The organism is Streptomyces sp. 8L (assembly GCF_020176795.1).
In the GTDB taxonomy this organism is placed as follows: Bacteria; Actinomycetota; Actinomycetes; order Streptomycetales; family Streptomycetaceae; genus Streptomyces.
In genome coordinates this window covers 1-16,761 of the sequence record NZ_JAIUKE010000276.1, presented here as the reverse complement: position 1 = coordinate 16,761, position 16,761 = coordinate 1, and the positions used below count along the sequence as shown (strand labels likewise).

The 16,761-nt window shown below is 66.4% G+C and carries 8 protein-coding genes and 1 pseudogene; 7 read left to right on the top strand and 2 right to left on the bottom strand.

Annotated features, from left to right (window positions below):
- Window positions 1-373: pseudogene (locus tag LCE31_RS22400) on the bottom strand (DUF5655 domain-containing protein); the annotation flags it as partial.
- Between the two features lie 525 nt (window positions 374-898).
- Here LCE31_RS22400 and LCE31_RS22395 point away from each other — a divergent pair.
- From LCE31_RS22395 to LCE31_RS41295, 7 genes are all read left to right on the top strand, one after another.
- The gene (locus tag LCE31_RS22395) at window positions 899-2,131 is read left to right on the top strand and encodes a helix-turn-helix transcriptional regulator (protein WP_225016874.1); all 1,233 of its coding nucleotides are present in this window, start codon (window positions 899-901) and stop codon (window positions 2,129-2,131) included.
- A gap of 68 nt (window positions 2,132-2,199) precedes the next feature.
- Window positions 2,200-3,471 carry a restriction endonuclease-related protein gene (locus LCE31_RS40925; RefSeq protein WP_225016872.1) on the top strand — a complete coding sequence of 424 codons (1,272 nt, stop codon included), beginning with the start codon at window positions 2,200-2,202 and terminating at the stop codon, window positions 3,469-3,471.
- Window positions 3,468-6,791 carry a hypothetical protein gene (locus tag LCE31_RS22385; protein WP_225016870.1) on the top strand — a complete coding sequence of 1,108 codons (3,324 nt, stop codon included), beginning with the start codon at window positions 3,468-3,470 and terminating at the stop codon, window positions 6,789-6,791. The genes LCE31_RS40925 and LCE31_RS22385 overlap by 4 nt, the downstream gene beginning before the upstream one ends.
- Window positions 6,792-6,823: 32 nt before the next feature.
- The gene (locus tag LCE31_RS22380) at window positions 6,824-9,793 is read left to right on the top strand and encodes an RNaseH domain-containing protein (RefSeq protein WP_225016868.1); all 2,970 of its coding nucleotides are present in this window, start codon (window positions 6,824-6,826) and stop codon (window positions 9,791-9,793) included.
- Window positions 9,794-10,054: 261 nt separating this feature from the next.
- Window positions 10,055-10,822: a Hachiman antiphage defense system protein HamA gene (locus LCE31_RS22375; protein WP_225016866.1), complete on the top strand. Its 768-nt coding sequence runs from the start codon at window positions 10,055-10,057 to the stop codon at window positions 10,820-10,822.
- Entirely contained in the window at window positions 10,819-14,004 is a 3,186-nt protein-coding gene (locus LCE31_RS22370; RefSeq protein WP_225016864.1) for a DEAD/DEAH box helicase, read from the top strand. Before LCE31_RS22375 ends, LCE31_RS22370 begins: the two co-directional genes overlap by 4 nt.
- The gene (locus LCE31_RS41295; protein ID WP_225016876.1) at window positions 13,895-14,413 is read left to right on the top strand and encodes an HIRAN domain-containing protein; all 519 of its coding nucleotides are present in this window, start codon (window positions 13,895-13,897) and stop codon (window positions 14,411-14,413) included. The genes LCE31_RS22370 and LCE31_RS41295 overlap by 110 nt, the downstream gene beginning before the upstream one ends.
- Before the next feature lie 681 nt (window positions 14,414-15,094).
- Here the strand turns inward: LCE31_RS41295 and LCE31_RS22360 are convergent.
- Window positions 15,095-16,426, bottom strand: a complete 1,332-nt coding sequence (locus LCE31_RS22360; RefSeq protein ID WP_225016862.1) for a class I SAM-dependent RNA methyltransferase — start codon at window positions 16,424-16,426, stop codon at window positions 15,095-15,097.
- Window positions 16,427-16,761 lie beyond the last annotated feature (335 nt).

The following is a 16,761-nucleotide window of genomic DNA, read 5'->3' as shown; positions in this document are numbered from 1 at the left end:
GGGGTCCACTCCACAAGACCTGAGACGCGGCCGTCGTCCCGAGCCGGCCCCGGACCAGGTGCTCGAACTCCGCACGGTGATCTATCAGCCATGACAGATAGAACAGCCCTTGGTTGATGACGCCGGCATCCGTGCCGCGCTTGTACTCGACAATGACCGGCGATCCGTTCTCGTCCAGCCCGAGCGAGTCGATCCGGCCCCCGTGCACCGGACCAGTGCTGTACTGGCTCGCCAAGAACCGGACACCCAGCAGCGTCTGCATGTGCGCCTCGACGAGACCGTGCACATCGGCCTCGATCTCAGCAAGACGCGGCATGACCTCGGTCATGCCGCTATTCGTCGTGTCCGTGCGGAACAGCTTCAGGCCCGACACCTTCCCCTCCTCGGCTCGGAGAGCATCAACACCGATGGGGTGCGGGATTGTTTCCGCGAAAGGCTTCGAGAACGTGACCATAGTGTGTGAGACCCTGCGTACGCCGCGACCGGAGTGCACTCGCGTCGCCGGTCGTCAGAGATCCACCATTTCCCCATGCGTTCCCACGGCCCCGGGGGACGGCGTCGAGGAGCCAAGTTTACGCAGGTCATCCCCTATAGCTCAGTGGATAGTCCATGTGCCTTCTAAGCGCCCGCTTCATTCTGAGAAACAGCGCTTCTCCGAGTCTGCATCGCCCTGCACTATGAGCCCGGCACGCCCGCCTCTCGTGGTCCACAGGTCGCGCCACCGATCGCCCGCCTGGCAGGTACATGACTTGACTCAAAAGCGCTCCCGGAATCCCGGAACACGCTCCTGACGGCCTCTGGGCTTCAGGCCCCCACATTGCTTGAACATACGTCCGCGCTGACAGGCACGCTGCGGCCACAGTTGCCAATGAAGTCTTCATTGCGGTTCCCTACGAGTATGCCAAGGCATCTGCTAGCCGTTGAGCACACCAAGATCAAGGCGCTACGCGAGCAGGCTGGGCTCACTCCGCAGGAGCTTGCTGGTCTTGTGGGGGTCACGTACCGCGTAGTCGTGTACTGGGAGGAGGGCAGGTATGTGCCTGAAGCCAGGAACGTGCGACGGCTCGCCGATGCTTTGGGCTGCGTCACCGCCGATCTCACGGGAACGCCCAGCGGGTCCGAGACGCTGGTTGACCTCCGGTATGCCGCTGGTCTCACCGCAGAGGAGGTCGCCACCCGCCTTCGCGCGACTGCCGTCGGCCGTGATCTCTTCGTGGACACGCACAAGGTTCGCAGCCTGGAGCGGAGCCGTCAGGTGTCCGGCTGGAACTGGAGGAAGCCGGAGCACACGGGCCGACTCGTGCAACAGCTTGCCGCCGTATACGAGGTGCCGGTCCGGATGGTGATGGACGCCTGGATGCGTACGCGGCCGGCTGATGAGCCCCCGCGGCTGCCCGAGCGGGAGCGGCACGGTCCGCCGGCGTCAGCGGTCGAGGGTTGGGAGGGGCTGAATGAACGGCAGCGGGTGTATCTGGGGGAAATCCTGCGCGATGACAAGATGACTGAAACTGAGATGTGGATGCGCCGGCAGAACCAGGTCAGGGTTCCGCCGGCCAAGCAGTGGCGGAAGTTGCCGTTCGCTCTCGACGCACCCGTGGAAGTAGTCGGCCACACGCGCCTTCAGCAGCGACTGCGGAATGCTGGCGCCCATGATCAAGGGGCCGGGGCCACCCTTCACTCCCTGGAGCGGCTGGGACTGATCAAAGTGACCAAGGACCGCGTAGAGGTTCCGGGGGTCGGTGAGGTAGACCGGACCCTGGTGGAGATTACGCGCCGCGGCCGCGCCTGTGCCCGCGCTGGGCTGGGAGAGCCCGCAGAGTCGGCACCTCCTGCGCATCTGCTGTCTGAATGGTTGTGGGGCGTTCTGCTGCGTGTTGCCGCGACCGACCCGGAGGGTCTCCACGAGAGCGAGCTGACGGGTAAGTCCCTGTTCTACTTGGCTGTCGGTTATCGGCCGAAACACCAGGCACATCCCAGCAGAGGCTTCATCGAACTGCGCCCCCGGATGGCGCCGGGTGATACGCACGTCCTCGAGTACCGGTGGCACACCACCGGTCTCGGGCAGCAGCACATTGCCTCCTACCTGCACGTCTATACGGAGATGTACCCAGCTGCGGCGTCTCCAGCGTAATGATCATTTAGGGCGGTCCGAGGCTGTTCCGGGGGCATTGTCAGACCCGTGCTCTACCGTCGTCTCCCGTGACGACCCATGTCGATGAGGACGGCCTGACGTTCTCCCATTTCGAGGCGTTCCGCCTGATCAACTTCGCCTTCATCAAAGCCTGTCAGACGATCACCGCTCCGGACCTGAGCCCGAGGGACCGGGCCGAGAAACTGATGCGGTACCACGGGGACTTGCTCGCCGCGTACGGCCCCGGAGTGCCGCTGTCGTTCGGCGAGTTCCGCCGAAGGCTGCACGGTCCCATCGACGGCCTGCTCCCGCCGTGGCTTGACCGGTCCGGCTTCGGCGATCTCGACTTTCCGGTTGTCGACGCCGAGGGCTGCGTCACCGGCAACGCCTTCGATCTGCAGTGGGAGACCTCCCAGCTGCACCGGATTTTGGAGCGGCTTCGGCGGATCGGTCGGATGCGGTTCACCGAGGAGCAGCTTCAGGACGAGATCGACCAGGATCAGATGTACGAAATCCTCAAGGGCCGCGGTGATGCCCAGTACGTCAAGGACCGCACCACGCTGGTGGAATGCCCGGCCGGCACGGCCGCGGAGCTGAACAAGCGCGGCCTGCCCCTCAACGCGATCGGCTTTTACGAGCCGATCCCCTACCACGCCGTCTACCGCACCTGGTGGTTCCCTTGCACGGTGTGCAAGTGGCCCATGAAGATCAGCAAGCGGATGAGTGCAGGCCGCGAGTATTACCGCGTCGCCTGCCTCTACGGCCGTCACGCCGATACCGGTGCCAGCTTCATGTTCCGGCCCACGTCCGGAGACGCGCCGCAGCTGCATGCGGACAGCCCCGACACCCCGCCTCCGCACGAGGCAGCGCTCGCGCTGGGCACGACCGGTGCCGTGCCGGAGGCGAAGCCGCTTGAGGGGCACCTGGCCCTCAAGCGCGGCGTGTGGCGCTACACCTGCGTGCCCGGCCTGCATGAGCTGCGTCTGCACACCGTTCTGCGGGAGCGGCTGGCCGCCGCACTGGCTGATGTGGACGAGGCCGTCAAGCTCTGGCCGATGAGCGATGCCTACGACCATCGCATCGAGGTCAAGGGCCCTGACGGAAGCACCCACGTCTTCACCGTGGATGTGAAGGACTACACCCACAGCCGTGTCCTGGCCGAGAGCCTGCACCGCAACGAGGGCGACAAGGGCGGCGCCGAATGGCTCGTCGTTCCCGACCACCGCGCCGACCAGATCCCCCTGCTGACCGTGACCTGCCACAAGTACGGAATGAAGGCCGCGACCATGACCGACTTCGCCAAAATGGTCTGCCAGAGCGCCGGGGTGGTGTGGGCATGAGCCAGATGACAGTCAGGGACGCCTTCGTCCGCGCCGCGCTGGCCCTGGCCGCCCACTACTTCCCGCAGCACGATGACGGCGGCAAGCCGCTGGCTTCCTTCCGCCACGCGGCGTTCTTCGCCAGCTGCAAACCCCAGGCATGGGAGAGATGGACTGAGCTGGGCCGTGAGGAACGACTGCTCGTGGCCGAGGTGATGAAGCTCAGCAACCCCGACCTCGCCGACGATAAGCGATTCGCCTCCGCAGCGCGGATCCTCCTGGGCGCCATAGACAGCGCCGACGAGGAGGACGAGGAGACCACCCTCCAGCTGTTCACCCTGGCCGGCGATCCTCTCACCGCCACCGCGGCCTACCCCTTGCTGGGAGGGGACTACCTCGGCTACGCCAAGAGCCTCCTCGCGCCCTACCGGCGGCCGAGCAGCAGACGCAAGCCCCACGAGTTCGCCGCGCCAGGCCAGACGTATGAGACCAGCGAACGCACCGACGGCAACGAGATCGTCCACGGCCGCGTCACTATTCCCCGCTTCCCCGCCTTCACTCAGCCACTCGGCCACGACACGCTTCCTGCCCTCACCACCCGGCCCAGCCTCGGCACCGTCCGGGTCACCGTCCGGGAACTCAAGGACATCGCACAGCTCCTGGACACCCAGTACGAGGACACGGACGCGGGCCCCTGGCTGTACAAGGTGCTGACGGGCCTGCTCGACCGGGTAAAGGCCCGCGACACCGACACCGTCGACGTACTGGATCTCCTGGCCGGCCGCACCCAGATTTTCCACGCGCCGACCGGAACCGGTAAGTCCGTGTTGGTTCGGCTCCTGGGCTCCTGGGCCGCGCTCAACGACTACCGCGTCAGCCTCCTCGTCCCCGACGTCAAGGCCACACTTGCCTCCGTCTGGGACATCAGCCGCGACCTCGAAATCCTGCACGAGGCGGGCAAGACCAAGCACCTGGCGACGTGCGCTCCGCTGATGTCGCCGTCTTCACGGCACGAGCGCGCCCTCAAGCACGCGGCCCTCGTCAAGGAGGACCCCGACGCCCCCGGGGAATGGGGCAAGCGAGGCCGCCGTGACGTCGACCACCTCGCCTATGGATGCGCACAGCAGCACTGGCTCGACTCCGCCGGCATCTACCGCCCCGGCAAGGAGAACTGCCTGAGCCTGCGCGGCGGCGGAGAGATGCTGGCCTGCCCCTGGATCCCGACCTGCGGCAAGTTCACCCCCGCCTACCAGGCCGCTGACGCCACGGTGATCGTCACCAACCACCACAACTTCATCCAGGGCACCATGCGGGTGGGCATCCAGATCGATGGCCGCCCGGTCCGGTCCGTCACCGTCCGCGAGTTCGTGCTCCGCGCCAGTGATTTCGTCATCATCGACGAGATCGACGCCTTCCAGGCCGTCGCCGTCGACCGCTGCGCCACCACGGTCGACCTTCACTCCCGGCGCCCGTGGACGGCAGAACCGCAGGTCCTGGACACCGCAGCCAAGCACCTTCCTCTGCGCTTCGAGGATCAGCTCATTGAACCTGTCAGCCACGTCCGGCTCATGGCCGAGTCCCTGCTGACCGGACTGTGCACCAAGGCATTCCGCCTCAACCACCACGACGACGCCCGAGTCCCGCGGCTGAGGCACGAATACGACTACGAGGGCTGGCGCCTGCCACGCTCCAAGGACCGAGAGCTCATCGGCCTGCTGTTCCCCGAATACCAGATCAGTGAGGGACAGCCGCTTCCCGCCGAGGCAATCCACCGGCTCAACGCCCTGGTACCGGCACCCGACCTCGGCGAAGACAACGAGACGGCTCCCGCGCCCATGCTCTTGGACCCCGAGTGGGAACGAGTCAGCAGCGTCCTCGGGGCCGTCGTGTCGCCGCGCGGCATCAACCAGCGTGACGCGCTCAAACTCAGGCTCCACGAGGCCCTCGCCCCGATGCTCAGCGACGGCCGCGCACGCAACCGGGCCATCGACCACCTCCTCATCCGCACGCTGATGAGCGAACTGGACGAGTCGCTCGCCGTTCTGCGCGACACCGCCCAGTCCCTGCGTCACTCCGGGCTGCTCAGCGCCAACCGCATCATCGACTCCATGCGCTCCGGCGGCATCGCCGACGTACTTCCGCACGGAACAATCGGCAGGCCGATCAACGGCTACCGGGTCACTGGCATGAAGAACCCGGAGAAGGACGCCAAGCTCTCCACGCAGCAGATGGCCGGAGACCCGCACACCTACGTGTCGGAACTCGGCGGACTCGTCTCACTGATCACCGCCGGCGTGGAGCGTCCCATCTTCGGGCTCTCCGCCACGGCTTACTTCCCCCAGGCGGTCAAGGAACACGTCCACGTGCCCGTGATGTGGTGGATGACCGACGCTCAGGAAGAATCCATCCTGGTCGAGTCGTCGGCCGTAACCTACGGCAACAGCCACCGAAAGGCCGGAGAACGCATCCCGATCGCTGGCCAGTTTCCCTCCGACAAGCCCGAGGCCCTGCGCGAAATCGGTGAACGCCTCTACGAGACAAAGCTGTCGAGGAAACTCACGCGCCTGGCCAAATCGGAGTCGACCCGCACCCGCGCCCGCGTCATCCTCACCGCCAACAGCTACGAACAGTGCGGCCACATCGCCACCGGCCTCGCCAAGGCGAAAGGGCTCTCCCACCGCGTGTGCGTCCTCGTCCGGGAAGAGGACCGCCTCAGCAACGTCCGCCACCTCCCCGACCCCTCACTGGTGCGCCGCATCACCGTCGAAGAGGTCGAGGAATTCCCCCAATTCGGCGACATCCTGATCGCTCCCCTGGCTAACATCGCCAGAGGACTCAACATCGTCGTCAATCTCCGCTCAGCCATCCACTCCATCTACCTTTGTGTGAGGCCCCCGCTGATCATCGACGATCCCACCTGGATGTACGGGAGTGTCAACGCAGCAGGCATCAACTCGTTGCCCACGTCCGGCACATCGGATCCCGTTCTGGCTCTACAGGCGGCCCACACCGCATCACGCAACCACCTGAGCACCATCCTGCGCTCCTCCCCACAGCTATCGACGATGGACCTCGTCCTCCAGGAACAGATGGTCGCCGGAATGCTGGTGTCCCTCATCCAGCTCGCCGGCCGAGCACGACGCGGTGGTACCAACATGGAACTGCACTTCGTGGACTACGCCTTCCACGACGAGACATGGAGCTCCGACCTGGCCAGCATCATCGAACGCATGGCCTCCCGGTGGCTGCCGGAAGAACGCCGGCAGATGGCCGAACTGTACGGCGAAGCGGTCAACGCCTTCCTGACCTACGCAGGCGTCGACCTCGCCCTCTCCGCATAGCCCAGCGCTTCTTCCCGAAAGAGATCACAACATTGAGCGACACCACCGCGACTCTCCCGAAGACCCTAACCCTGCGCTGCACCCCCGAACTCGTGCAAGGGCAGAAGGTGTACGTACGGATTTTCCCGCGCAGCGTGCGGGATGAATGGGAGAAGCTGAAGGGCGACGGAGACGACGAGCAAAAGATCCAGCAGCATCCGGACGAGAAGAAGAACCTGCCGTACTCGACCGCCCTGACCTACCTGAAGTTCAAGACCGGGGGGTACGTCCACCTCGACCGGTACCTCAATTTCCTGGTCTCGTTGGAGAAGATTGACGACGAGACCCTGCGCCACGTCTTCCGGTGCGTCGTCGGCTACAGCAAGGGACTGGACACCGACCAGGCCGTCCTCCTCGACGTACCGCCGGTGGCGGAAGCCATCGCGAAGACGCCCGAGCAGGAATTCGACATGGCACGGCTCCTTAAGCCGGTGCCAGGCAGGCAGCCAAAGTGTCCCGACTGGATGTACGTGGCCGTGCCATGGGTGATCTCCAAGAAGCTCGCCCAGGACAAGTTCACCATCTACGACCTCGTCCCGATCACTGAGAAGGTCGCTGCGAAGGAGAAGGACGGCTCTCCCAAGCTCGACGCCGACGGCGAACAGGTTTACAAGAACCGCACGATCGGCTGGAAAGCCAACCCGAACAAGAGGGAATTCACCTACCTTCCAGACAGCCGGGGCGGCCTCATCGCCTGGGATCACCCCTTCGGACGCAAGTACAACCTCCGTGACGACGTAACCGAGGTCAACGAGGCCACCAAGGCCCAGTACGCGATGTCCCGGCTATCGGTGGTCATGAAGACCGAGCCCAACGTCGTCCACCCCGTCATCTTCCTGGATGCCCACGTCACCCGCGTCCACAGCAACATGGTCTACGCGAAGTCCACGCACATCTACCAGGGCAGCGACGGCCTTCCCATCCTGCACACCGAGCTGGTACGCAACGGCAGCGTCCGAGCGGTCAACCAGCGCGCCCTGGAACTGCTCGCCCGAGACGAGATGGACATCAGCGTCCTGCAGGCGCTGCGGACGCGCATCGCTGAAGAGCGGTCCCTGTTGGAGAACGCCGCCGAGGAGGGGGAATTCCCCTCGTTCATTACCCCTGACGCCGGCGTCATCCGCCCGCTCATGCCGAGGAACGACAACTTTGCTGTCGGCACGGGGCCTGGCACCCTGCATCTGCGGCTCCTGGCCGAGCACGTCTCCAAGGTGCTGGGCGAGAAAGCCACCTGGGTCGACTTCACGGTGGAACCGATGACCTTCGAGCCGCGCCCCACGGACAAACAGAAGATGGCCCCGCAGGAGCGTGCAAGCCGCATCGAGGCCGGCGAACTCCTCCACACCATCGGTTTTCCCCCGCCCGAAGAAATCACCGCTTCCGTGAAGGCTCAGGGTTTCGAGCACCTGCGGATCGTATGCCTGTGGTACCGCTGGAACACCCGCCTGCGCATGATCAACGCGCTGTCCCTGGCCTTCCCGGACGGCCCGCCCATCGGCGATCCGGGGCCAGGCGAGGAGGTCTCCCTCGCTCCCGGCATCAGCGTGGTGTTCCGCCAGGCTGAGCGCTTCCTGTCACACGGCGACAACATCAACCGGACCGTGGAGTTCAAATCCCTCGAACACGACTTCGCCGACAGCGAGTCGCAGGTCATGGTCGGCGCGTGGTGCGAGACCGAGATCCCGGCTCTGAAGAAGAAGGACGGAGAGAAACGGAACGCATTCCTGCTGCGCAAGGAGCGTTATGACGGGAAGTTCCAGGTCCGCCGCTTCCTGGCCAAGAAGGACTTCGTCTGCCAGTTCACCTCGGGAATGAAGCCGGGGACGTTCGGAAACCCCGCAACAGAAATCAGTCCTCCGAAGCCGGGGAAAGACCACGCCGCTTACATGGCACTCCTCGATCTGTACCGCTCACTCGGGATCATCGACCAGCGCCTCGCGCGGGCCATCGCGAAGGATAGGAAGGGACACGAGGCGGGGAAACTCGTCTACTGCGGGATCCACGCCCGCCGACAGGCCAAGACCGCCGACGGCAAGCACACCAAACGCATCATCGTTGCCACCGCCCTGTTCCCGCCGGAGGAGGAGGGCGACGCCTGGACGATGCGAGCGTGGACGCCCCAAATCGGGGCCTGGGTGCCCTACCCGGAAGCAATCGCTGCCTTCCACGCCAGTGACTACGCACTCCACGTCGACGGCAAGGGCGAGACAGACAAGGAACGCTGGGCGGAAGCAGCAGCACACGTCGAAGACGCTCTCTCCAGCCTCGTACGCGACGAGCTGGAGCCCGGCATGGGCTATGTCGTCATGGTCGACGGGCACGCCTGCCGACGGATGTGGACGGGCCTGCACAACGAGAATCAGAGCTACCAGGAAGAAGACATCACCGATCCGCGCACCTGGCTGCCTGGGTACGGCAAAGGCAAGAACGCACCTCGTAAGAAGCCGAGCGCGGTCATCCGGATGAACGTCGCCGCGGACGAGGTGCCACAGTACGTTCCCGTCCCTCGCGAGAGCGATCCGGACAACGAGAAAGAGTCCATCCTGTTCGCATCGGCCAAACTGCACCGCGCCGACATTGACTTCGGGAATCCCTTTTGGATCCTGTTCAACATCCCGCGCAACTACCAAGCCAAAGGCGGAGACCTGGGCAAGGCCATCACTCGTTGGGATGCCGACCCGGGCAAGGGCGGGGAAGAGGGGGAGCGGGAGACGAATGAGCTCAAGGCTCCGTGGTGGGCCGTCACAGCGACCGAGATCTACCCAGTCGGTGTGGCCGAAGGGGTAGACCGGACGATGCTCGCACGGGCGACCGCGCGCTTGTGCCACCAGACCATCGCCTGGTCCGACCGCTCCCGCTACCCCGCCCCCTTGCACGCAGCCAAGCAGCTCGACCTCGACCACCCCCAGTACCGACGGTCGGCGCCACCCGAGGAGCAGGGAGACGAAGCTGCCGACGAATAGCTGCGAAACATCCAGATCGCGATGCCACGAAGCCCACTTGCCTCCCTGACCGCTCACGTGGCGGTGAGCGGCCTGCCTTCCGTCTGACACGAGCAGGATCGTGGTTCGCGCTCTCATGGGGTCGAGGCAGGCATCGGGCTTCGCTTCCGGCAGCATATAAGCGAGTCCCGTACTCGGGTGGCATACGTGACAATGAGGACGGAGGAAGAACCAGCGAGTTCGGGGGTGCGCATGTTCGGCAAGTGGCTAGAGCAGGAGCCAGTGGAGCAGCCAGAGGGCGAGCTGCGCTATGAGGCCCTCGTCGAGTCTGGAGAGCTCGATGACGAGGAGCTGATGGACCAGCTCGGCCGCGATGTGGCCCGCAACTACCTCAACCCGAGTGAACTCGCACTTGTGTTCGACGATCTGGGGACCCCGGAGGTCGCGGACTATCTGCGTGCCAACAAGTTCCCGGCTGACATCAAGGTCCGTCACGGCGACTTTGGCGAAATCGTCACCGCCGGCCTGTACCGAAGGGTGCGCCGCTGGTGCGTGCCGATCCTGAAGCTGCGCTACAAGCAGACCCCCAACCAAGCCGTGCAGGGCACTGACGTGCTGGCCTTCCGCTTCCGCCAGACGCCGCCCGTGATCGCCGTGCCCGAGGTGAAGACCCGCGCCACCCGCAAGCGTGCCCTGGGAACAGAAGCGCACGACAGTTTGGAGAAGGTCCTCGGTCGCCTTGACGAGAGCCTCCACTTCGCTCTGGTCCGCTGCGCCGAGCGCGACCACCAGTTCCTCGTCCGGCACCTCGCAGCTCTGCTGCGGCGCCCCGAGGAGCGGGTGGTGGAGCGGCACATGGTCTTCGTCCATGAAGCCCTCGTCTGGAAAGACGACGTCGTAGCCCTCCTGGCCGACGTGGTGACCCAGCGCACCGAGCTGACGGTCGTCAAAATCAGCGGGCTGCAGGAATTCGTGGCCCGCGTCTACCGGGCCGCCGAAACCGGCGCCGGACCCCGCCGTACCGAGATCAACGAGGACACTTCGGCGTGAAGGATTACAACGGCACCATCCACCGGCTCGGCGAGGAAGCCCTCACCAACGGCGAAGCCGCCCCCGGCCTGCGAGCCCAACTGCGCTCGCATGTCCTAGGCGACCAGATCAGCCTCGAAGGCGCACCCGTCGCCTACACCTACGACCTCGACGGCATACGCAACGGCCTGCCCCTCGCTCGGCCGGGCCAACTCACCCGCACCCCGCGCAAACGCCGGGCCGATCCCGGCCCACTGACCGAGATCGCCGAGGCATACGCCGACCTCGCCGACCGGTACGAGACCGCACACCCGCGACGCGTGCAGCTGTTGGCAATCGCCGCGACGATGTGGAGCCTGGCCGGCTACCAGGCCAACGCCGCCACCCTCGCCACCGCCTTCACCCGCGAGGCACGCTCTCTGTTCACCCGCGGCGAGAACGAAGTCTTCGAGACGCCGACGACGGCCGCCCCGTTCCGGATCGCCGAACTGACCGGAGCCGTCCTTCGCCGTGACCTCGACGAGGTCTCGCGCCTGGGCCAGAAGACTGCCGACGACCTTCCCACCTTAGGGCGGCGGCTCCTCGGGGAAAACGCCGAGGGACAGGCCGACGTGGCGGACGCCGCCGTGCTCGCCGCCTACGGGCTCACCGGACGGGCCGCCCGCAACCTGGCCATCCTCTGGCGTAGCGGCAACCGGGACGCCGGCCGGGCGGCCGTCGCTGATCTACGCAAGGCATCCTCCATCCTGCTGAACGCCTCGGTGGCCGACACCTGGACTCTGATCGACTCCCTTGCCTACGTCACCGAAGACATCGTCGCCACCTCACCCTGGCTGCTGCTGCGCCGCGCGGCCACCTGGGGCCGCCTGTGGGAGCGCTACCTCAAGGCTCTGATCGTCGCCGAGCGGCCCGTCATCCAGGTGTGGCCTTCCCAACGCGCCGCCCTAGACGCCGGCCTCGTCGACGCCGCAGCGCGGAACATGGCGGTGACCATGCCCACCTCGGCGGGCAAGACCCACATCGCCGAGTGGGCCATCCTGCACGCTCTCGCCCCTCAGCCCGGCGACGAGAACCGCTGGTGGCTCGTCTCCCGACTCGCCGTCTACGTTGTCCCCACCCGCGCTCTCGCCGCACAAGTCGAGCGACACCTGGCCGAGAGCCTCGAGCTGCTCGGTTTGAGGGTCTCCTCCCTCTTCGGCGGCGCCGAACACGTCCGCTACGAGATACAACTCTTGGACTTCACCGATGTCCTCGTCGTCACCAGCGAAAAGCTCGACCTGCTGCTGCGCAACATGCCCGAACTGGCGGCACGCCTCGCTCTGGTCCTGGTCGACGAGAGTCACGCCATCGACCGCTCCGAACGCGGACTGCGCCTGGAGATGCTGCTGACCCGTATCCGCCGTACCGCCCCGGACGTCCGTCTCCTGCTGCTCTCCGCGGTCCTGCCCAATGGCGAGGACCTCGCCCGATGGCTCGACCCCGAGGCGGACGCCACCAACCTCGCAAAGATCAACTGGTCACCCTCCCGGCTGAGGATGGGGGTCTTCTCCTGGCGCGGCCGCGACGCCGACGGACAACAGGGCGCCATCGACTACGGCAACGGCAACGGCAACGGCAACGGCGGCAACGGCGAGTTCTTCCTCCCCCGCGTCCTGACCCGGTACAAAAAGCGTGTCAACCTCTTCCCCAGCGCGCCTAAGGACGTCGCCGCAGCCCTCGCACTGCACTTCGACCGGCTCGGCCCCGTCCTCATTGCGCAGCCCACCAAGGTCAAGGCCCGGGCCGCCGCCAAGGCTCTGGGCGAGGCCCTGAAGAAACAGGGCGCACCCAAACTCGGCACCGCGGACGGTTCTTTCAGCGCTGAGGTCGCCCGCCAGCGTCTCGAAGCATCCGCCGAGATCGGCCGGCACATCGGAAACAGCCACGAGCTGGCTCTCATGGTCCTCGGCGGATATGCCTACCATTACTCCGAGGTCCCCCAAGCCGTCCGCACCTGCCTCGAGCGGGCCTACCGCAACGGCGCGCTGCGGGTCCTGTGCGCGACCAGCACCCTATCCCAGGGCATGAACCTGCCCACCAAGACGGTCCTCGTCCCCGACACCTGGCGTGGCCAGGGCGAGCGGGTCAGTGTCCGCGACTTCTGGAACACCGCCGGGCGGGCCGGCCGCGCCGGCCAGGAGACTGAAGGCCACGTCGTCTTGATCGCCAAGGACTCCAGTGCCGCCCAGGAACTACGCCGCCACTATCTGGACCGGGACAAGATCGAACCGGTCGTCTCCACGCTCGGCTGGCTCTACTACGAGCTGGTGACCGTACGTCTCGGCCGCCACCCCGGCGTCGGCGAGGATCTCACGACCCTGGACCTGAGCGACCCTGCCGACGAGAAACTGGCCGAGTGGGCCGAGGGACTGGACATCCAGCTCTTGGCCCTGCTCGCCGAGGAGGTCCTCGAAACGCCCGACCAGCAGCTCCTCGAGCAGGCCGCCCAGGCACTTCTCGGTGACACCCTCGGCGGACACCAACTCGCAACCCAGGAATGGTCCCTGGCCTCGCTGGCCCGCTTGTCCGCCCGCCGCGTGGCAGCCATCGCTTATCGCCTGCCCGACCGACTCGCCCGCGCCGCGATCGTTTCGCTCTGGCCTCAGCGTCCGGGGTGGGATCGACGCGCTCGCCGCCGCCGAGCAGATCCAGACCGTCCTCGACGTACGCCCCGAACTGCTCACCACCGAGCTCTGGCCCACCTTGCAGCGCCATATCCTGACTCTCGCCACAGACGTGCACGAAGTCCAGCGCGGCATCCGCCAGAAGAAGGTCGCTGGCCCCGCGCTCATATCGCTGGCCACCGACTGGATCGCTGGTCTCCCGGCAGCCGACCTCCACCAGAGGCACCACGCCGACCTGCTCACTCCCGACATCACCGCGACAACCAGCGCGATCGACAAGATCATCGTCCAGGACCTCGCCTGGATCGTCTCCGCACTCCTTCAACTCCTCGAACTCCGGCGCGGCGTTCCCTCCGAGGGCAACATTGCCGCACTCCCCGCCATGATCAAATACGGGGTCGGCAGCCCCGCCGCTTGCTACGCCTCCAGCATCGGCATCCGCGACCGCGCCACCGCAACCAACCTCGCCGCGAACTGCCCCTACCCGGAGCCGACCTTCCGACAGTTCCTCGACTGGCTCAGCCAGCTCACCACCGATGAGATCACCACGCTCACCGACCCGGACACCGCCCGCCTCCTCGTCCGCAGCACCGAACGGCGAAGCCCACGCGCCACCCAGGCCGCGATTCTGAGCGGCGCCGGGACCTTCACCTGTCCCCTGCGCGGTGTCCGCCACAGCGGCAACGACGCAACCCTCGCGCAGTTGCCAGCTGGCGCTCCCCTCGACCTCGTTCGCGACCCTGGGAACGAGGCCGACCCGAACGCCATCCAGGTACAGCACCAGGGTGTCTTCCTTGGCTGGATCGCCCGAGAGATCGCTCGCCCACTCGCTCTCGTTCTCGACGAGGACCCCGCCCCCGCATCTACACGCAGCTCGCCACCGACGCGCGCTCGATCGCCCAACAGAGCGGAGCCGACCAGCTACACGTCCACAACGCAGTCACCCTGACCATCATGCTCGCCCCAAGATGACCCTCCGCCCACCCGCGTAAGTTCGGGTCTGAGTGAAGACGAGTGCGGCAGCACTTGACTGCATGCGCGAAACCCCCGTCGCCGGGCCTCCGTCCCGCGTAACCGTCGCAAGACCGGAGTACACGCGTCTGCACAGCCCATACAGGGCGGAAAGATCATCCGCTGGCGCTGGGAGTCTCAGCTGCATCAACAGGCAAGAGCGTGAAACAACCGAAAGGTCATTCTCGCAGGTCAGCGCCACCTGATCCCCCATCGCCGCAGGTCACCGAGCGGGCTGGTCTCTTCCGGGACATCTGACCCGCCGTGAAGTGCGTATCCGGACAGCAAGACAGCACGAGCGCTGCTGGATACTCCGCCACCATCGCACGCCTGCCGAATGTCGGCCGCACACCAGCGCCTGTGGAGCCCCTCCTCCCGGAGGGGCTCCACAGGCAGTCTCAGCCCACGAATTTCTGAGAACTTCCGCCGAGCGTCCCCTCCGGCGGGAGGTCTCAGCATGCCCCTGGCCTGCCCACCAGCAGACCTGACGTGCCGTCAGTTATCAAGATCAACGAGCGTCAAACGAGCGTCAAGATACCTCTGAGAGCGTCATTTCAGCGTCAAGATATCGCCCGTAACGCACATTGCGCACATCACGCACACCCATCAAAGCAGCAGGTCAGCGGCCCTTGGCGACAGGCTCCAGAATCGCCACGCACTCCACATGATGGGTCATCGGGAACAGGTCGAAGACCCGCAGCATGCGGGGCTTGTAGCCGCCTTCCTTGAAGTACGCGAGGTCGCGGGCCAGGGCTGCCGGGTCGCAGGCCACGTAGGCGATACGGCGGGCGCCGAGGGTGGTGAGGTGCGCGACCGTCTTGCGGCCGGCGCCCGCGCGGGGCGGGTCGAGGACGATCAGGTCGGTCTCCGTGATGCGCGTGCGCGGGAGGACCTGGTCGACCTTGCCGTGTTCGATGCGGACACGCGGCATCTCGCGCAGGTTGTGCGTCGCGTCCTCCGCCGCCCGCTTGCCCGACTCGATGCCGAGCACCGCGCCGGTGTCGCCGACGCGTTCGGCGATGGCGCCCGCGAAGAGGCCCACGCCGCAGTAGAGGTCGAGTGCCGTGTCGCCCTTGCGGGGCAGCAGCCCCTGCATCACCGCGTCCACCAGCATCTGCGGGGCCTGCGGGTGGACCTGCCAGAAGCCGCCCGCGCCGACGCGGTACGTGCGGCCGTCGGCCCGCTCGCGCACGAAGTCGCGGCCGTGCACCCGGTGCACTCCCCCGTCTCGTTCCTCGACGCGCAGAACCGACACCGGCTTGTCCAGCTCGACCAGCGGGAGCCGGCCGCCGGGGCGGGGCGTGAGCACGACCTGGCGATCGGCCGAGCCGGTCGCGGCGATCGCCTCGACCGTCGCCATGCCAGGCCATTCACGCCGCTCCACGCCGAGTTCGTCCACCCCGGGCGCGGCGATCATGCAGTGGTCGACGGGTTCGACATCGTGCGAGCGGTGCCTGCGCAGGCCCGCGCGGCCGTCGGCGTCGATGGCGTACTGGAGGCGGGTGCGCCAGGCCGGCACCTCGCCGGCCGGGAGTTTGTCGCCGGGAGCGGGCACGACCGTGCCGTCCCAGCCTGCCTGCTCGGGGGTGAGGCCCGCGAGGCGCTGGAGCTGCTCCGTCACGACCTCGCCCTTGAAGCGCCGCTGGGCACCCGGCTTCGCGTGCTGCCAGTCGCAGCCGCCACACCGGCCCGGTCCCGCGTACGGGCACGGCGCCTCGACGCGGTCCTTGGAAACGTCAAGGATCTTCACGGCGTCGGCGCGCAGGAAGCGCGCGTCCGCGTCGCCCTCGGTGATCCGCGCCACGACCCGCTCGCCGGGCAGCGCGTGCCGTACGAACAGCACCCTGCCCTCGTCGGTCCTGGCGACACAGTGGCCGCCGTGCGCCACCGGGCCCACCTCGACCTCGTACTCGTCCCCGATGAGTGAGGAGGCGTTCGACTCGGTTGGCATGAGGGGGTGACTCCAGAGGGTCGGGAGGATGCGGGGCCGGGAGACCTGCACGGCAGCGGCCCAGTTTACGTCCGGCCGCCCGGTGCTCGGTTCCCGCTGTTTCCAGGTTTCCGGGACGTGACGCATCGCACCGTGGGAGTGACGGCGGATACGGTCGCCGCCGCATCCGGCCTTCTCTTGTTGGGGAACCCACGGACAGTGTTGTTTGCCTGCGGCCTTCCACTATTTTCAGGGTTCGCTCCGGAGGGTGCGTTCTTGGGCGTTCCTTTGGGAGAGCCGAGCCAGGGGATATTCGGGGAGTTATTCAGGGAGTTATTCGGGGGATAATTCTGGGG

Bases quoted from the DNA above. Each gene is read 5' to 3' on its own strand.
- LCE31_RS22395 (WP_225016874.1), top strand. From the start codon at position 899: ATGCCAAGGCATCTGCTAGCCGTTGAGCACACCAAGATCAAGGCGCTA.
- LCE31_RS22385 (WP_225016870.1), top strand. From the start codon at position 3,468: ATGAGCCAGATGACAGTCAGGGACGCCTTCGTCCGCGCCGCGCTGGCC.
- LCE31_RS22360 (WP_225016862.1), bottom strand. From the start codon at position 16,426: ATGCCAACCGAGTCGAACGCCTCCTCACTCATCGGGGACGAGTACGAG.